We start from the raw sequence: 17,603 nt of genomic DNA, 5'->3' as shown, positions 1-17,603 counted from the left end.
CCTTCCGGAGAGCGACGTACGGCAAGGGGAAGGCGGGGCACATGACCAACTGGTGGGCCGAACGGCGACAGAACGAGCAACTCGATCTGCTGAACGAGGAGATGTCGTCCGCGCGGCAGGCGACCTCGCGGCTTCAGTCGCAGCTGTCCCAACTCCAAGGCGGACTGCAGGAACGGGTCAACCGGCTCTCCACCGCCTTCGACGCCTTCGTCGAACTGTCCGACCTGCGCTACGAGATGACCGGCTTCGTCGAAGCGGCCGAACTGCGCCGCTACGCGACCCGGGTGCTGACGGCGATGGCGTCCGGCACCGAGCTCCCACCTGCCTGCGAGCCAGTTCCGCAGTACTGGCTTGGTCCTGCGACCGAGGCCCTGATCGCGTCGGGACAGGACAGTCCCGCGCTGGGTACGGCGATGGCGCTCGATGAGCGGCGTACGTCGATCTTCCTGACCCTGGCGCTGGCCGCGCTCGGCCAGCGGCACCAGGTCCGCAGCGAGTGGCTGGACGTGGCGTTCGGCGTACCCGCAGCTGACGGGACCGTCACTCGCGTGCAGCGGGTGCTGTGGGCTACCGCCGCACGCGGTGGGTTCGGAGCTGACGGGCTGGCGCTCGTCGTGAAGCGGCTGCAGTCGGTCACACCGCCCACCGGCGGCTGGCTGGCGGACCTCGAGAAGCGCGGCGACGGCTCCCGCGCGGCGGGACCACGTTTCGAGGCGATCGCGGAACAAGAGAAAGCCCGTACCCGGCTGACCCGAATCCACAACGCCGTCGAGGCGATCGCGACCAACACCGAAGCCCGCGAGCCCGCCACCGCCCTCACCGCCGATGTCTCCACGCAGGACAGCCCGGCGGCTCTGCTGCGGCTGCTGATCTCCGAGGGAAGCGAGCCGGAGCACGAGTCGCTGGCCCGGGTCGCCGTACTGCGCGCCCAGATCACCGGCTCCGACGAGTCGGCTGCGCAGACGCTCGAGGACTCGGTCGGCACCGTTGAGAAGCTGCTCACCGACGACCTCACTCAGACCGCCGACCCGCACCTGGCGGCAGCAGTACTGCGTGTCATCGGCCCGTCGGTCCTGCCCGCCGTCGAGGACCTGGCGCAGGTTGCGGGCCGCCCGAGTCCGCTTGAGGTCAGCGTGGAGAGTGGCGTCCACACGGTCACGGTCCGCCCGGACGGCCCCGACCAGCTCGAACTGAACAACGTTAGGTCGTTGATCAACGGGCCTGCCGGCAAGGTCACGCGCGGCAAGCTCGCCGTACCGGCCGTACTCGCCGGTGTCGGTGCGGTGGTGGCGATCGGCCTCGGCTTCGTTCACCCGCTCTGGATCGCGGCCGGTTTGGTCCTGGTCGCCATCGGCGGCTTCCAGTACTGGAACCTCCGGGTTGCAGGTACCCACGACAAGACCACAGCCGCGAACCGGATCGCGAACCTCAACGAAGACTGCTCCACTGCCGCAGCTCAGCTCGCCGAGTACGCGAAGGCCAGCGAGTCCCGGCAGGCCTCCATCACCGCCGACCTCAGCACCATCCGGCAGCACCTCACCGCCTGATCCGTCGTGCTACTGGTCGCGCCAGGTGCTTTGGTGGGTCCAGTTGATGACTTCGGCGGCTCGGCTGCTGCTGAAGAGGGACGCGGTGCCGTCTAGGTCGGCATGGATCCTGGTGCGGGGTGAGTGGAGGGCCAGGAGGTCCGTGGTCGGCTCGTGGCGGCCGGTGTCTTCGGCTGCGATGACCAGGGTGGCGTACGGGTTGTGGGTGCGCGGCTGGAGCGAGAGGACGCAGGCGCGGGCGGCCTCGGCCAGGTCGACGTACCCCCAGAGGTTGCGGCGGTTGTCCTCGGGCGGGGCCTCGGCGATGTATCGGCGTACCTCGTCGCGGGTGAGGATCCAGTGGAAGCGGAGCGCGGTGAGCTGTACGCCGCGGCGCGCGTACGACTGGCCCATGCGTTCGAGGACGTCCTTGGTGAGCGCGTACGGGTCGACGTACCGAAGCTCGGTGTCTTCGTCGATCGGGACGTCCGGTGTGCCGATCTCCTCGGGTGACCAGGCGGTGCCGTAGATCGAGCCGCTGGAGGCGAGTACGGCGGTACGGATACCGAGCTTCCACGCTTCTTCGAGGGCGTTGAACGTAGTGATGGTGTTGATCTCGAACAGGCGGACGGGCTCGATGTTCTCCGGGCTGGCGATCCCGGCGCAATGCACGATCGCGTCGGCGCCGTCGAGTGAACGGGCGACCGCTTCGGGGTCCATCAGATCGACCGGATCAGGTCCGGTGAGATCCGCCTCGATCACCTGATGGCCGGCGGCGATCGCCTGCCGGCACACCTCCGCACCCAGCTTGCCTCGCGCCCCACTGACCCAGATCCGCATCTGCCGCATGCTAGCCGCCGGAACGCGAAAGCCCGGCCCAGGGAACCGGGCCGGGCTTCGTGTGCAGCGTGGATCAGGACTTGCGCTTGGTGACTTCTTCGGTGGCGGTCGGGAGGACCTTGTGGAGGTCGCCCACCACGCCGAAGTCGACGAGCTCGAAGATCGGGGCTTCGGGGTCCTTGTTGACCGCGACGATGGTCTTCGAGGTCTGCATGCCGGCCCGGTGCTGGATCGCGCCGGAGATGCCGGCCGCGACGTACAGCTGCGGCGACACGGTCTTGCCGGTCTGGCCGACCTGGTAGGCGTGCGGGTACCAGCCCGAGTCGACCGCGGCACGGGACGCACCGACGGCCGCGCCGAGCGAGTCGGCGAACGCCTCGATCGGGCCGAAGTCGCCGCCGGTACCGCGGCCACCGGACACGATGATCGCGGCCTCGGTCAGCTCCGGACGACCCGTCGCCTCACGTGGCTTGGAGTCGGTGATCCGCGCGGTCTTCGCGGCGTCGGAGATCGTCACGTCGAACTCCTCCACCTCCGGCGAAGTCTCCGCGGCCTCGGGAGTAGCGGCGTTCGGCTTGACCGTGATGATCGGCGTGCCGTGGGTGATCTTCGACTGCACGGTGAAGTTGCCCGCGAACACCGACTGCGTGGTGACGGGACCCGCCTGGACGTCGACGGCGTCGGTGATCAGACCCGAGTCCAGCTTGACCGCCAGCCGGGCCGCGATCTCCTTGCCCTCGGCGTTCGACGAGATCAGGATCGCCGACGGCTCGATCTTCGCCGCGACCTGCTGCAGCGCCTCGGCCTTCGGCGCCACCAGGTACTGCGAGAGGTCGGGGTTCGTCAGCGCGATCACCTTCGTCGCGCCGTACTGCCCCAGCGCCGGCAGGGCGTCCTGCACACCATCACCGATGAAGACCGCGACCGGCTCACCGAGGCGGCGCGCGATCGTCAGGAGCTCGGCGGTCGTCTTGCGGACCGTGCCCGCGGAGTGGTCAACGAGAACCAGAACGTTCGACATAACGGCCCCCTCAGAGGAACTTGTTCGTGGACAGGAACTCGACGAGCCCGGCGGCGCCGCTACCGTCCTCGTCGGTGACGATCGTGCCGGCGCTGCGCGGCGGACGGGCGGTCACCTCGACCACCTCGGTCCACGCCGAACTGCCGCCGACCTGCTCGGGCGTGAGCTCCAGGTCTGCCAGCGACCAGGTCTCGACCGGCTTCTTCTTCGCGGCCATGATCCCCTTGAACGACGGGTACCGCGGCTCGTTCGCCTGGTCGGAGACCGACAGCACCAGCGGCAGCGTGCCCTCGATGGTCTCGCTCGCGGTGTCGCCGTCGCGGCGGATCCGGACGGTCTGCCCGTCGACGGTCACCTCCGAACCCAGCGTCACGGCCGGCAGCCCGAGCCGCTCCGACACCATCGCCGGAACGACGCCCATGCCGCCGTCGGTCGAACCCATCCCGAACACGACCAGGTCGGCCTCGAGCTTGGCCAGCGCCTTCGACAGGATCAGCGAGGTGGCGACCGCGTCCGAACCGTGGATCGCGTCGTCGACCACGTGGACACCGGCGTCGGCGCCCATCTGCAGACCCTTCTTCACCGCGTCCGCGGCCTGCTCCGGACCGACGGTGAGAATCGTCACGGCATCGTCACCGCCGTCGCCGGCCTCCTTCACGGTGAGCGCGGTCTCGACGGCGTACTCGTCCAGCTCGGACAGCAGCCCGTCGACACCGGCACGATCCACCGTGTTGTCCTCGGAACGGAACCGACGATCCGCCGTGGCATCAGGCACGAACTTCGCGCAGACGACGATCTTCATAGCGTGTGGGACCCCTTCTGGTTAACGGTCTCTACCAAGCCTGCCACGGATGTTACCCGCGAGAAACATAAGCTAGATGCGAGTCCCATCACAGTCCCGGCCACGGCTAGTCTGACTCAGGTGACCGAGACGTTACCGCTGACCGGCGAGAGGACCGCACCCGGGATCTGGCACGAGAACTATTGGTTCGCGCGCCACGACGCCGCCTATCGCTGGATCACGGCCGAACTGCCGATCGAGCGGACCGGCCGGATCCTCGACGCCGGCTGCGGCGAGGGCTACGGCACGGAACTGCTCCGCCTGGCGGGGGCGGGCTCCGTGACCGGTCTCGACTATGAACATACGACGTTGCGCCACGTCCGCCGGGTTTATCCACAGACCAATGTCGTTCGCGGCAATCTGGTCCAGACGCCGTTCGCGGACAACGCGTTCGGATTCGTCAGCTCGCTGCAGACGATCGAGCACCTCTGGGAGCAGCCGCGGTTCGTCGCCGAGTGCGCGCGCATCCTGGCACCGGGCGGGACTCTCGTCCTGAGTACGCCGAACCGCCTGACCTTCCCGTCCGGGAACTGGTACCACACCCGCGAACTCACGGCCGCCGAGTTCGTCGAACTCCTCCAGCCGTACTTCGACATCACGCACGCGCTCGGCCTCCACCACGGTGAACGGCTGACGTCCTGGGAGACGCAGTACGGCTCGTGTGTCGATGCTCAGCTCGCCGCCGAGCACGACCAGTGGGACGACAACCTGGCCGCGCTCGTGCGCAGTACGACGTACACCGACTTCGAGATCCGCCCAGGAAACCTGGACGAATCTCTCGATCTGATCCTGGTCGCTACGGGCGGATGATTTTCTCGACGATCTTGCCGGCGATCAGGTAGACGAGCGCGGCGATACCCCAGTTGACCAGCAGGGTGTTCTTCGCGGTCTCCAGCCGGAACAGGTCCTTGAACGGGCCGACCAGATCGTGACCGCGCTCCAGGATCCAGCGCACGATCTCGTTGCTCTGGTTGGTCTGGTCCAGCGCGGTGAACAGCGCACCGAGCGCCAGCACGGCCGCCGCGAGCACCGCGATCAGCCAGATCACCGACGCGATCAGGTTGCGCAGCTTGCGTACGCCGGAACCGACCGAGCTCAACGCCTGCTTGCCCTTGCCCGAACCCGACGACCCCGACGAACCACCCCTGGCCGTCGGCGGTTTGTTGCCCGAGGCACCAGTCGAACCGGACGCCTTGCCGGTCGACTTGCCTGCCGAGCTCGCGGCGATACCCGACGTCACGGCCGCGCCGCTGCCAGTCGCAGCCTTGCCTTCAGTGTCTTTGCTCGCGGCGTCTGCGGCCTGACCGGTTGCGGCATCCTCCGAGGCGGCCGCACCCGACGTGGCCTCGGCCGCCGCCTTCTCCCGCGCCCGCTGCTCCGCCACGATCTCCGCGGCCGTCTTCGGGCGCGCGGTCTTCGTCGCGGTCGCGCCGACAGACCCCGTACCAGTACTGGTATCGGGGTCCGGCGTCGCGCCTGGCTTGGCGGCTTCGGCGGCCGTCGCCTTCTCGTCCTGCGTACCCACGTCGTCCATCTCCTCAGCCGGGGTCGGTTCCTCGTCCGTGCCCACCTCGGTCACTTCGGTCGCCTCTGCCGGCGGTCTCCTACGCCGACTGACCGGGACCGGGCGCGGCGACAGCCGGCGGCGGGCACCCGCTACCGGCGCCGGTGCCGCGGTACTGCCGTCTGCCTGTGCTTCGGTGTTCATGCCTTCGTTCACGCCCAAGTCTGATTCGTTCGTTTCAAGCACTGGTTCCAACGTAGCGCTGCCGGGTGCCGCCGGCCCTGCAACATTCTGGGCAACATCCGGGGCAAGCGGGACGACAAACGGGGCGACGATCGGAACCGGGTCGACCGCACGCGTTCGCGCCTGCGTGATCGAGCCGTCGGTCGCGGCCTGGTCGAGCAGCGACCGGGTAGCCGGATCGGTGGGACCGATCGCAGCCTGGTCAGCCACGCTACTTCTCCTCTCCGACGCTCAACCGGTCGTGGGCGTCCGACCGGACGTGGGGGCCATAGTGCCCGACTGGTGAGTAACTTGAGAAGCCCTCGGGGGTCTCTTTCTCACCACCTGCTTCTACCTCATCACCACCCGCATCCTCCGGTACGACGCTCCGCGCAGCCGCCGAGGTGTCACCGGAAGGAGAAGAATCCACGTCATCATCGGGAGGGACCGCAGCGGGAGCGGGGCTGCCGGTGTGGAGTTGGGCGGCGGTTTTGTTGTTGGCTTCGGCTAGGCCGGCCAGGTATTTGCGGCGTTCGGCACCTGCCTCGTAGCGGCTGGTGCGATCGGCTAGTACGACGGCGGGGACGCCCGCTGCCACGGCGTACGCCGGGATGTTGCCGCGGGCAACGCTGTTCGCGCCGATCACCGCGCCGCGGCCGATGTCGGCACCGCGGGTGACTGTGACTTTCGTGGCCAGCCAGCAGTCCGGGCCGATCCGGACCGGCGATTTCACCAGGCCCTGGTCCTTGATCGGCAGATCCAGGTCCTCGGTCTTGTGGTCGAAATCGCAGATATAGGTCCAGTCCGCGATCAGCGTCGACGCGCCGATCTCGATGTCCAGGTAGCAGTTCACCGTCACATCGCGGGCGAACACGACCTTGTCGCCGATCCGCAGCGTCCCCTCGTGCGCCCGCAGCCGGGTCTCGTCACCGAGATGCACCCATTTGCCGAGGATGATCCGGCCGTGACCGGGCCGGGCCACGATCTCCAGGTGCTTGCCCAGGAACACGAAACCCTCGGTGATCACCTGCGGATGACGCAGCTTGAACCAGGCGAACCGCCAGTACCGCTTCAGGTAGTACGGCGTCCACGCCCGATGGCGCACCACCCAGCCCAGATTCGCCGCGGTGAGTAACCGCATCAACACACCCTACTGCTTGTCTGCGACACCCGTGATCGAGACGTTGTAGTAAAGCTCGTCCGGTACGACGCTCGACAGCGCCTTGTCGACCTTCGACAGCTGCAACCACGACTTGTAGGCGAACATCCGCCACCCGAACCCGAGCTTCTGCTCCGGTACGGCGGCCTCGAAGGTCCGGATCGGCCACCCGACCCACGCCGCCAGCAACTCCTCGGTGACGGTACGAACCTTCGAAGCACCGGCCCGCGTCGCCATCCGCGCCAGCGTGTCCGGGTCGAACGTGTGCAGATCCACGACCGCTTCCAGCGCGGCCGCACGCGAGGACTCGTCCAGCTCGGACTGCGGCCGCCGCCAATTCGCCAGCGCCGGCAGCTTGGTCACGTTCGTGGTCGCCCACCAGGTGAACCGCGACAGCCGCCGCGCCACAATGTCGCCGTACCGCGTGGGTTCGCCGCAGATCACGAAGCGGCCGCCCGGCTTGAGCACGCGCAGCATCTCGCGGAAGGCGAGCTCGACGTCCGGGATGTGGTGGATGACCGCGTGCCCGATGACCAGGTCGAAGGTGTCGTCGTCGTACGGCAGCTTCTCCGCGTCCGCGACCCGGCCCTCGATCGCGAACCCGAGCGTCTTCGCGTTCTTCTTCGCCGCCTCGACCATGCCCGGCGACAGGTCCGTGACGTGCGCCTCGTCCAGAACGCCGGCCAGCTTGAGGTTCAGCGTGAAGAAGCCCGTCCCGGCGCCGATCTCGAGCGACTTCCCGTACGGCCAGCCGCGCGAGCCCGCGACGGCGTTGAACCGATCACGGGCGTAGTCGACACAGCGTTCGTCGTACGAGATCGACCACTTCTCGTCGTACGTCGAAGCCTCCCAGTCGTGGTAGAGCACCTGGGCGAGCTTGTTGTCGTTCCAAGCCGCCTCGATGTCTTCGGCGGAGGCGGCTGGCTTGGAGGTAGCAGACATCAGATTCCCTTGAATTCGGCCTTACCGGGGCCATTCTCGACGAAGGACTTCATCCCGATCGCGCGGTCCTCGGTGGCGAACAGCGCGGCGAACTGCTGCCGCTCGATCTCCAGCCCGGTGGTCAGGTCGACGCCCAGCCCGGAGTCGATCGACTGCTTCGCGGCCCGCAGCGCCATCGCCGCGCCCCGCGAGAACTGCGATGCCCAGGCAACCGCTTCCGCGTACACCGAGGCGGCCGGTACGACCTTGTCGACCAGACCGATCGCGAGCGATTCGGCGGCGTCCACGAACCGCCCGCTGTAGATCAGGTCCTTCGCCTTGGACGGGCCGATCAGCCGGGACAGCCGCTGGGTGCCACCGGCGCCCGGAATGATGCCGAGCAGGATCTCCGGCTGGCCGAGCTTGGCGTCCTCGGCGGCGATCCGGTAGTCGGTGCAGAGCGCGAGCTCACACCCGCCACCGAGCGCGTACCCGGTGATCGCGGCAACGGTCGGCTTCGGGATCTCGGCGACCGCGCTGAGCGACGACTGCAGCGGACCGGAGCGCTTGGCCATGTCGGCGTACGACATGTCGGCCATCTCCTTGATGTCCGCGCCGGCCGCGAACACCCGCTCGCCGCCGTAGATGACCACCGCGCGGACCTCGTCCGAGGCGGTCGCCTCGAGTGCGGCGGCCCGGATCTCCTCCTGCACCTGGACGTTCAGTGCGTTCATCTTCGGCCGATCCAGCCGGATCGTACCGACACCGTCGCTCACGGTCAGGTTGACGAACTCACCCATCACGTCGCTCCTAAACGGTTCCCGGGGACTACCCGTCGGTCACATCCCCGGGAACCGTACCGGACCAGAGCAAGCAGGTGTACTACGGGCTCCTAAAGATCGATCGCCTGACCGGAGGCTGCGGAGCGGCGGGCGGCGTCGACTATGCGGAGGGTGCGGAGGCCGACGGCGCCGTCCGGTTGGGGTACGACGGCAGGCGCGACGCCGGCCTTCGCCGGGCCGGCCGTGCGTACGGCGTCCAGGAACGTGTTGACCATCGACGCGTCCAGATTGCCGCCGATCGCGAGGTACACCTCACCCGAGGCGTCCGTGCCACCCACGTGCGGCCGGAACGGCTCGATCTCCACCGACCCGTTGGTGCCGGTCACCTGAAGCGACACGCCACCCCATGTCGGACCGTTGTCCGGAACGCTCCACGAGAAGTCGATGGTTGCCAACAGCCCGTTGTCGTAGTTGATCGTGACCAGACCGCCGGTCTCCACCTCCACTCCCTTGTCCTGATGCAGGATCCGGTTGGAAGCGGCGTACACCCGAGTCGCGGACGCACCACCGGTCAGGCCGTCGATCAGGTCCGCGCAGTGCACGGTGTGGTCGACCATCGCTCCCCCGCCGGCCAGTTTGGCGTCGGTGAACCACTGCCGCGCGGCGTACGGGATCTTCCCGTTGTTCGTCCCCAGTACGGCGAACACGTCGCCGAGCCGACCCGCTTCGACGTTGGCCCGCAGCTGCAGGTACGACGGCGCGAAGCGGACCGGGTACGCGATCATCAGGATCGTCCCGGCCGCCTCACACGCAGCAAGCATCGCCTCGCCGTCGGCAACCTCCGTGGCCAGCGGCTTCTCACACAAGACATGTGCGCCGACAGCGGCGGCCCGCTCGACGAGTGCTCGGTGACCGGAGTTCTCCGACGTCACGATGACGGCGTCGGGTCCCCAGTCGAACAGTTCGTCGTATGTGTCGACGTACGGGATGCCGAATGCCTCAGCAAGAGCTGCACCGCGCGGTCCGTCATCCGGTGCGGACGCACCGTCGGGGTCGGCGGACAGCACCTCGACGTCCGGCATCGCGGCGAGCAGATGCGCGTACGAACCGGCGTGAACGTGGGCGAACGAAGCCAGAGCAACCTTCAGGGTCATGCCACTGCTCCCGTCGAGACGAAGGTCTTCATGTCGATCGGCTGGCCGGACTCCATCGACGCGCGGGCCGCTTCGGCCAGGTAGACGGCGGTCGCACCGTCGGACGCGAGCACCCGCGGATCCGGTCCGCCACGAAGGCCGACAGCCAACTCGCGCAACTGGCTCAGGTACGGGCTCTCCCCCAACGTCGACGCCGGAATCAGCAGGTCGCCGTCCGCCGCGCCGTTCTGCAGCTCTTCCTTGTAACCCGTGTCGCTGTCCGAGGTGAACTTCAGTACGCCGGTCGATCCGGCCACCTGGAACCCGGTCTGGAACGTCGTACCCGTCGCTCCCCAGGTCGCGCGGCAGTGGCTGATCGCGCCCGACTCGTGTGTGAGCGTGACATGCGCCGCCACGTTGACCGGGCTGATGCCGTCGACGGTCGGCGGGTTCTGTACGGCGTACACGCTGGTCACCTCGCCGCACAGCCAACGGGCCTGGTCGAGGTCGTGGACCATCAGGTCCATGATCACGCCGCCGGAGCGAGCCACGTCCCGGTACCAACCGGCGCCGGCCGGCGAGGACGCCTGCCGGTAGAACCGCGCCACCGCGACCTCACCGATCCGGCCGGCCTGAATCGCGTCGTACGCCGCCTTGTAGGCCGGGAAGAACCGGACCACGTGGGCCGGGTACAGCCGGACGCCGGCCGCCTGGGCCGCGTCGATGACTTCGTGCGAGTCGGCCGCGGTGAGCGTCAGCGGCTTCTCGCAGATCACGTTCTTGCCCGCCTTGATCGCGGCCAGCGTGATCTCCTTGTGCGTCGCCGACGGCGTGACGATGTCGACGAACTCGACCTCGGCCAGCAAGCCGTCCAGTGACGGTGCGACCTCCAGGCCGTACTGCTCCGACAGGTCCTCGGCGCCCTCCAGCGAGTGCACCAGGACCCGGGCCCCGAGGGCCTTCCACGCTGCCACGTGCACGTGGGCGATGTTGCCCGCGCCGATCAGACCTACGGTCAGACCGGCAAGCTCTTCCGACATGAGATCCCCAAATGGGTGGGTAATTACTAACGGTCCTTGCGTATCACTGCGCACAGCCGTTCGCAACTACCGTCTCACGAACAGAAGTACCTCACTATCGAGAACTCACCCCTAACTGTGCAGAATGACCCGGTGAAAGAAGCGACCGCCGCCCCGGATGCTCCCGGCCTGTCCGTCAGCGCTGCTGCGCGCCCGGGGGCAGTGGTCCAGACCGATGGGACCACTTTCACCCTGTGGGCTCCGGCCGCCGAACGGGTTGAGTTGGCGCTGATTGCGGACGACGGAAGTCAGCGGAATCTGGATTTGAGTCACAGTGGTGAGTTCTGGACCGGGTTCGTGCCTGGCGTCGGCGCCGGGCAGCGGTACGGGTACCGCGTGCACGGTCCGTTCGACCCGTCCCACGGACTGCGGTTCAACCCGTCGAAGCTGCTGCTCGACCCGTACGCGCGGGCCGTCGACGGGCAGCTCGACTTCAACAGTCCGCTGATCTACGACTCCTCCGACGGCGACTCGGCCGGGCATGTCCCGGTCGGGGTGGTCGTCGCCGACTCCGATCCGCCGCCGCCGATCAGCAGGCCGGTGCACTGGGGCGAGACGGTGATCTACGAGCTCCATACGAAGGGGTTCACCAAGCTGCATCCCGACGTACCTGAGCATCAGCGGGGGACGTACGCCGGTCTCGCGCATCCGTCGGTGATCAAGTATCTGACCGACCTCGGCGTGACGTCGGTCGAGTTGTTGCCGATCCACCACTTCCTGACCGAGCCGTCGATCGCGGCCCGCGGGCTGACGAACTACTGGGGCTACAACAGCCTCGGCTTCTTCGCACCGCACGCGCCGTTCTCGTCCTCCGGGTCACGCGGTGAGCAGGTGGCCGAGTTCAAGGCGATGGTCGCCGCGTTCCATGCCGCGGGCATCGAAGTGATCCTCGACGTGGTCTACAACCACACCGCCGAGGGCGGCTTCGACGGTCCGACGCTGAGTTTCCGTGGTATCGACAACCGCGCGTACTACCGACTGGCTCACGGCGCCGCGATGTACGACGTGACCGGCACCGGCAACTCCGTCGACACGTCGCACCCGCAGGTCCGACAGTTGGTAATGGACTCGCTGAGGTACTGGGTCGAGCAGATGGGCGTCGACGGGTTCAGGTTCGACCTGGCCGTCACGCTGGTCCGCAACGAGCGGCACGAGGTCGACATCCCTGGCCACCCGTTCCTGGCCGAGGTCGCGGCCGACCCAGTGCTCGGCCGGGTGAAGCTGATCGCCGAGCCGTGGGACGTCGGCCCGTTCGGCTACCAGGTGGGCAACTTCGGCCCACCCTGGTCGGAGTGGAACGGTAAATTCCGCGACAGCGTCCGCGACGTCTGGCGGAACACCTCCGACGGCGTGAAGGACCTCGCCTATCGACTGTCCGGCTCCAGCGATCTGTACGGCGACGACGGGCGCTACCCGTACGCGTCGATCAACTTCGTCACCGCGCACGACGGGTTCACCCTGCGGGACCTGGTCAGCTACGACCACAAGCACAACGAGGCGAACCACGAGGACAACCGGGACGGCACCGACGACAACCGCTCCTGGAACTGCGGTGTCGAGGGCGAGACCGACGACCGGGCGGTCGTCCGGCTGCGCAAACGGCAGATGGCGAACCTGATGTCCACGCTGATCTTGTCCACCGGCGTACCGATGATCACCGCCGGGGACGAGTGCGGCCGCACCCAGCACGGCAACAACAACGCCTACTGCCAGGACGACGAGATCTCCTGGTTCGACTGGTCGCTGCCGGCGGCCTGGTCCGATCAACTCGACCTGACGAAGCAGTTGATCGCACTCCGGGCGGCGCATCCGGCACTGCGTCAATGGCACTACTTCTCCGGCGGCCCCGTCGTACCCGGCGGCCGCAAGGACCTGTCCTGGATCGCCCCCCACGGCGGCGAAATGACCGACGCCGACTGGTTCGACGGCAACCTGCGCACCATCGGCATGTTCCTCGCCGGCGACGCCCTACGAGCCACCGACACCGAGGGCCACGCCCTGACGGACAGCTCGTTCCTCCTCGCCTTGAACGCCACCCCGCAAACGCAGCAGGTCGTCGTACCAGACGCCTCCTGGGCCCCGGCGTACGAGCTCCTGCTGGATACCAGCAACAGCCTGGTCACCGAGGTAGAGGCCGGCGCAACAGTCCCCCTCGCCCCCCGCTGCCTGGTCGTACTTCGCGCGCTCTAACACGTCTTCACGTACGGCCGATCACCGAAGTTCTCCCGCCACTCGTCGGCCGTCAACTGCCGGCCGGCCATCCGGCACGCCAGCTCGATCGTGTGCGCCAGCCGGGTGTCCCAGTGATAGACGCCGTCGTCGTACGCCGCGATTGCGACGGTACGGCCATCCGGCAGGAAATCGGCCGTGACCAGCTGCTGGTTCGGCGTCATGATCGTGCCGAGCAAGGCCGCCGTCTTGCCATCGAACAGGCCAATGCCGCCGTCCCATCCCGACGAGACCAACAGCGAACTGTCCGGAGAGAAGGCGATCCCGTTGACCCAGCCCTGGTGGACGATCCGCGGCGTGGCGAGGTTCTCGCCGGTGGCGGGATCCATGAGCAGCACGTCTCCCTTCTCGCTGCCGACGGCCACCCGGGTTCCGTCCGGGGCGAAGGCCACGATGCTGGGGACACGCATCGGGAAGGTTCCGCGTCGGACGACCCGCCCCTCCACCAGGTCTACCAACGCCCATCGATCGGATGGGGCGTCGAGACGGTCGGAGATCTTGCGGCCTCCGATCACCAGGAACGCGGACCGGTTGTCAGGGCTCGCCGACAGCCAGGCGATCGGTCCACCCACCTGAACGGGCTTGGTCACCGGGCGGAGCGTGGCAGCGTCGAGAAGCGTGGCGAGGCCGGACGCGTCACCGACGACCAAGCGACTGCCGTCGCGTCCGCTGTAGTCGAGGTCCTGGATCTTCGCGGCCGTAACCTTCCGTTTGGCCACCTGGCGGCCGGTCCGGGCGTCCTCCACGAAAACCGTTCCGGCCAGGTTGCCGAGAGCGAAACGATCTCCGCTCGGATTCCAGGTGCCGCAGCTGTTCGTCGTCTCACCGAGATCGCTCGCGTCGAACTGGACGAGCTTTCCGGTGGCGGTGTCGACGAAAACCCCAGCCGGTACTCCCGGGTCCAGGTAGGCGGCGTCGAAATTGAGCAGGCGGAAGTACCTCCGACCGCCGGGGGCGATGAATCGACATCCGTACTGGAAGCCGGGCGGAGCCGTTTGCTCGCTCAGGAGCCGGTTGCTGCCGGTGAGATCCCAGCTCCGCAAAGCACTGTCGCCCGCTGACGTGTACAGCCGATCGTCGCGCGGACTGAAGGCGGCAGTCAGGCTGTCGCGTTCGGCGATCGGTATGTCCTCCAACGGCGCTCCGGTGGCGGTGTCCCAGACCACGACCCGATGGTCGGCTCCTACCGAGGCCAACGCCTTGCCGTCATGCGAGAAGTGGGCATTGAGTGGGTTGGACTCGCGCTTTTCCAGGCGGCGCACAGTCGCGCCGGTCGCCGCGTTGACCAGCAGGACGTCGTCGTAGTCAGGGCCTGCGGTGTCCCTCGCCTCCCCCGCGAACAGCAGGGTCTTACCGTCCGGAGCGACATCGGCCTGGGTGAAGACGAACTCCGGTCTCGACCACAGTCGTTTGCCGTTGGCAACGTCGTACGCCGAGGCCGGCTTGCTCAGGTAGATGCGGTCGCCGGCCGGGCTGAGGACCGCGTCCTGCACGGATGCGGCGGCCAGCGGAACGACTCGCCGTACGGATGGCGCGCGACCCGGGCTGATGTCCCAGATGAAGACGGCGCCGCTGCTGAAGTCGTTCGTCGGTCCGTCGCCGTAGTACTGGATCGTCGCGACGAGCGAGCGTCCGTCGCGGCTGTAACCGACGTGCGTCGCGCGGGCAGGTGTCTTGGCGAAGCCCGGTAGCCGGCGACCGGTCGGCTTCAGCGTCGTCGGATCGAGCAAGACCACCGGTTCGGTACTCGGAGGCGGCGTCCCGACGGCCAGTTCGCGATCACCCGGGCTCAGCGCGATGGGGTCCAGGAAGTCGAGATGATCCGCGCCACCCGACCGGTTCGGTGGCTTGTAGGAGGCAACCGGTGTGCCGGTGGTCAGGTCGTAACTGAGGACATGGCCACTCGCGGCGTAGATGAAGGCCCGGCGCCCGTCCGCACTCACCTCGAGGCCGTAGGAATCCACCTTCTCGGTCTCGATCGAGGTCATCAGCTGTGGATGTTTGGCGATCGCGGCCAGCAGGTTGGATCGGGACTCAGGTGAGTCGTTCATGCGAACGGCAGCGACAGCGAGCAGCAGTGAGGTATCGATGTCGGTCTCTACAACGGCCTTCGCGCCGGCGCGGCCGGCGTCCGCCACAACGGCTGCCTGCTCGGCGGCGAGGGCCTGGCGGTCGGCTCGTCGGGCTTGCCCGACCGCGAGGAACCCGGCGATCAGGGCTCCGACGAGGAGGAACGCGGCGGTGCCGAGCGCGGTACGGAGGCGTCGGTTGACCCGGATCTGATGACGGGTCTGCTCCTCGGCGGCGCGGAGCTCTGCGACCGAGAGGCGTTCGCTCGCGGCAAGGAACTCACGCTCGGTGTCGGTGAGATCGGGTCGTGCGTCGTCTCGCCACTGCAGCGCCTTCGCGAGCCGGACGCCGCGGTACAGCTCGCTCTCCGGACGATCCAGCGACTCCCAGGAGTCAGCGACCTGCGTGAGGTGATGGAAGATCCGCTGGCCCTCCAGGTCGTCCTCGAGCCAGCCGCGCAGGCGCGGCCAGGCCCTGGCCAGGGCTTCGTGAGCCAGTTCCACCACACCGTCGTCGCTGGTGACCAGGCGCGAACTGATCAGCAGATCGATCAGCAGGTCCGACTCGGGGCCGGTGACGACCGTACGTCGCGGCAGCCTGCTGCGAACTGGTTCGCCGTCGGGGCCTGGAGTGACCAGGCGCAGCAGCAGCGCGCGGAACAGTGGCTGCTGCCCGGGCGTGAGCTGTGCGTACACCTGCTCGGCTGACTGGGCCACCGCACCTTGGATGCCGCCGGATGCCCGGTAACCCGCGACAGTCAGTGTGCGGCCTTCGCGGCGCTGCCAGGTCTCGGCGAGGACGTGAGACATCAGCGGCAGCGCGCCGGGACGGCCGGCCACCTCGCCGACCAGTAAGTCGATCAGCCCTGGTTCGACGACCAGAGAAGCAAGCCGCGCGGGCTCGGTGATCGCTGTCCGCAGCTCTCCGTCGGACATGCCGGTGAGCAGATGCAGCCCGTCCTCCAGCGTCCGGGCGAAACCCGGGTACGAGGCGATGTCGGCGAGCCGGTCGGCGCGGAACGACAGGATCAGTCGCGCACCGCTCGTGTGATCGGTCAGCCGAGCGAGGAATGCCTGCCGTTCGGTGACGTCCTGGCACAGCGAGAAGACCTCCTCGCACTGGTCGACGACCAGAGTCGGCAGAGGTCCCTCGCCGGGCAGTGCGGCAGCGAGGGTCTTCATCGGATGGATGCCAGGCGTGATCGTCACGATCCGGCCGCCATCGCGCTGCAAGGTCGCGGCCACGCCGGCACGGATCAGCGAGGACTTGCCGCACCCGGAAGGCCCGACGACAGCGAGGATCGAGCGATCGGACAGTTTCCTCAGGCCGTCAGCGACCTCGGTGTCACGGCCGAAGAAGAGTTCGGCGTCGGCAACGTCGTACGGCTTCAGGCCTTGGTACGGACAGCTCGCACTCGGCTCCGGGAGTGCGACCGGTCCGAGCAGTGCGGGGTCCTGGCGCAGGATCGCCTGCTCCAGCGCGTCGATCTCCGGACTGGGGTCGAGTCCGAGCTCCCGGTCGAGCACCATCCGCAGTCGCCGGAGTGTCTCCAGCGCCTCACCTTGCCGACCGGTCTGGTACTGCGCTGTCGCGAGCAGCGCCCATCGTCGCTCACGCAGCGGCGCCTCCGCGGTCAGCGCCTTCGCCTTGGCCAGCACGCCTTCGTGACCACCGGATCGCAGCGACGCCTCGACGTACATCTCCTCCGCGACCTGGCGTAGTTCGCTCAGCCGGGCGAGCTCGATCCGCGCGCTGTCCCACTCCGCGACCTCGTCGAACGGTCTGCCGCGCCAAAGCGTCAGTACGTCGGCCAGCACCACTGCCGCACGTTCTGCCTGGCCGGCCGCAAGCAGCACACCGGCCCGTCCGACCGCACGCTCGAAGCGCTGACTGTCGACCTGGTCGTGCGGAATCGTCAGCCGGTAACCGTCCGGCGACGTCTCGATCGAATGGCTGCCGAGCAACTTGCGTAGCCGGACCACACAGCCCTGGATCACCTTGGCCGCCGAGGCGGGCGGTCGTTCTCCCCATAACACGTCAGCGAGAACCCCAGCGCTGACAACCTCCCCCGGATGCACTGCGAGCGCGGCCAGAACGACCCGATCGCGTCGTGCGAGGTTCTTCCACTCCCCCTCGATGGTTAGTGGGCCGAGTACGGCGATACCCACTCTTCGACACTCCACCGGTTGCAGGCGGCCGTCAAGGCCGCCGATACCGCGGTGATACCGCTTCGTCCCGGCGCGATACCGGCGGGCGGGAGAACGGTGCCAACACCT

13 protein-coding genes are annotated in these 17,603 nt (G+C 67.9%); 3 read left to right on the top strand and 10 right to left on the bottom strand.

Features of this window, described 5'->3' with window-relative positions; genetic code table 11:
- The first annotated feature begins 41 nt into the window (after positions 1-41).
- Complete coding sequence (locus tag EV650_RS38765; protein ID WP_134124220.1) at positions 42-1,547, top strand: hypothetical protein; 1,506 nt, start codon at positions 42-44, stop codon at positions 1,545-1,547.
- A 9-nt stretch (positions 1,548-1,556) separates the two neighbouring features.
- On the opposite strand, the gene EV650_RS38760 is transcribed toward EV650_RS38765, so the two are convergent.
- From EV650_RS38760 to EV650_RS38750, 3 genes are all read right to left on the bottom strand, one after another.
- On the bottom strand, positions 1,557-2,366 hold the full coding sequence (locus EV650_RS38760) for an NAD-dependent epimerase/dehydratase family protein (RefSeq protein WP_166678427.1): 810 nt from the start codon (positions 2,364-2,366) through the stop codon (positions 1,557-1,559).
- Between the two features lie 73 nt (positions 2,367-2,439).
- Entirely contained in the window at positions 2,440-3,387 is a 948-nt protein-coding gene (locus EV650_RS38755) for an electron transfer flavoprotein subunit alpha/FixB family protein (RefSeq protein WP_134124218.1), read from the bottom strand.
- Between the two features lie 10 nt (positions 3,388-3,397).
- Positions 3,398-4,189, bottom strand: coding sequence for an electron transfer flavoprotein subunit beta/FixA family protein (locus tag EV650_RS38750; RefSeq protein WP_134124217.1), 792 nt, complete (start codon positions 4,187-4,189; stop codon positions 3,398-3,400).
- Between the two features lie 120 nt (positions 4,190-4,309).
- Here EV650_RS38750 and EV650_RS38745 point away from each other — a divergent pair, with 120 nt between their 5' ends.
- Positions 4,310-5,038: a class I SAM-dependent methyltransferase gene (locus tag EV650_RS38745; protein ID WP_134124216.1), complete on the top strand. Its 729-nt coding sequence runs from the start codon at positions 4,310-4,312 to the stop codon at positions 5,036-5,038.
- On the opposite strand, the gene EV650_RS38740 is transcribed toward EV650_RS38745, so the two are convergent.
- The 6 genes from EV650_RS38740 to EV650_RS38715 all read right to left on the bottom strand — a co-directional run bounded on the left by EV650_RS38740 (position 5,025) and on the right by EV650_RS38715 (position 10,989).
- Positions 5,025-6,185 carry a hypothetical protein gene (locus tag EV650_RS38740; RefSeq protein WP_134124215.1) on the bottom strand — a complete coding sequence of 387 codons (1,161 nt, stop codon included), beginning with the start codon at positions 6,183-6,185 and terminating at the stop codon, positions 5,025-5,027. The genes EV650_RS38745 and EV650_RS38740 overlap by 14 nt on opposite strands.
- Before the next feature lies 1 nt (position 6,186).
- On the bottom strand, positions 6,187-7,095 hold the full coding sequence (locus EV650_RS38735; RefSeq protein ID WP_134124214.1) for an acyltransferase: 909 nt from the start codon (positions 7,093-7,095) through the stop codon (positions 6,187-6,189).
- Between the two features lie 9 nt (positions 7,096-7,104).
- Positions 7,105-8,055, bottom strand: a complete 951-nt coding sequence (locus EV650_RS38730) for a class I SAM-dependent methyltransferase (RefSeq protein WP_134124213.1) — start codon at positions 8,053-8,055, stop codon at positions 7,105-7,107.
- Positions 8,055-8,834 carry an enoyl-CoA hydratase/isomerase family protein gene (locus tag EV650_RS38725; protein ID WP_134124212.1) on the bottom strand — a complete coding sequence of 260 codons (780 nt, stop codon included), beginning with the start codon at positions 8,832-8,834 and terminating at the stop codon, positions 8,055-8,057. Before EV650_RS38725 ends, EV650_RS38730 begins: the two co-directional genes overlap by 1 nt.
- Before the next feature lie 92 nt (positions 8,835-8,926).
- The gene (locus tag EV650_RS38720; RefSeq protein WP_134124211.1) at positions 8,927-9,970 is read right to left on the bottom strand and encodes a Gfo/Idh/MocA family protein; all 1,044 of its coding nucleotides are present in this window, start codon (positions 9,968-9,970) and stop codon (positions 8,927-8,929) included.
- Positions 9,967-10,989 (bottom strand): Gfo/Idh/MocA family protein, encoded by a 1,023-nt coding sequence (locus EV650_RS38715; RefSeq protein ID WP_134124210.1) that lies wholly within the window; start codon positions 10,987-10,989, stop codon positions 9,967-9,969. The genes EV650_RS38720 and EV650_RS38715 overlap by 4 nt, the downstream gene beginning before the upstream one ends.
- Positions 10,990-11,157: 168 nt before the next feature.
- Between EV650_RS38715 and glgX the strand changes: the two genes are divergently transcribed.
- On the top strand, positions 11,158-13,218 hold the full coding sequence (glgX, locus tag EV650_RS38710; protein ID WP_238174784.1) for a glycogen debranching protein GlgX: 2,061 nt from the start codon (positions 11,158-11,160) through the stop codon (positions 13,216-13,218).
- Here the strand turns inward: glgX and EV650_RS38705 are convergent.
- Positions 13,215-17,495, bottom strand: a complete 4,281-nt coding sequence (locus tag EV650_RS38705; RefSeq protein ID WP_134124208.1) for an nSTAND1 domain-containing NTPase — start codon at positions 17,493-17,495, stop codon at positions 13,215-13,217. The two genes, glgX and EV650_RS38705, sit on opposite strands and share 4 nt — an antisense overlap.
- Positions 17,496-17,603: the final 108 nt, after the last annotated feature.

It is taken from the genome of Kribbella kalugense (assembly GCF_004365875.1).
GTDB classification, from domain to species: Bacteria; Actinomycetota; Actinomycetes; order Propionibacteriales; family Kribbellaceae; genus Kribbella; species Kribbella kalugense.
Note: the sequence above shows the minus strand (reverse complement) of the source record. Positions and strands in the feature narration are given on the sequence as shown.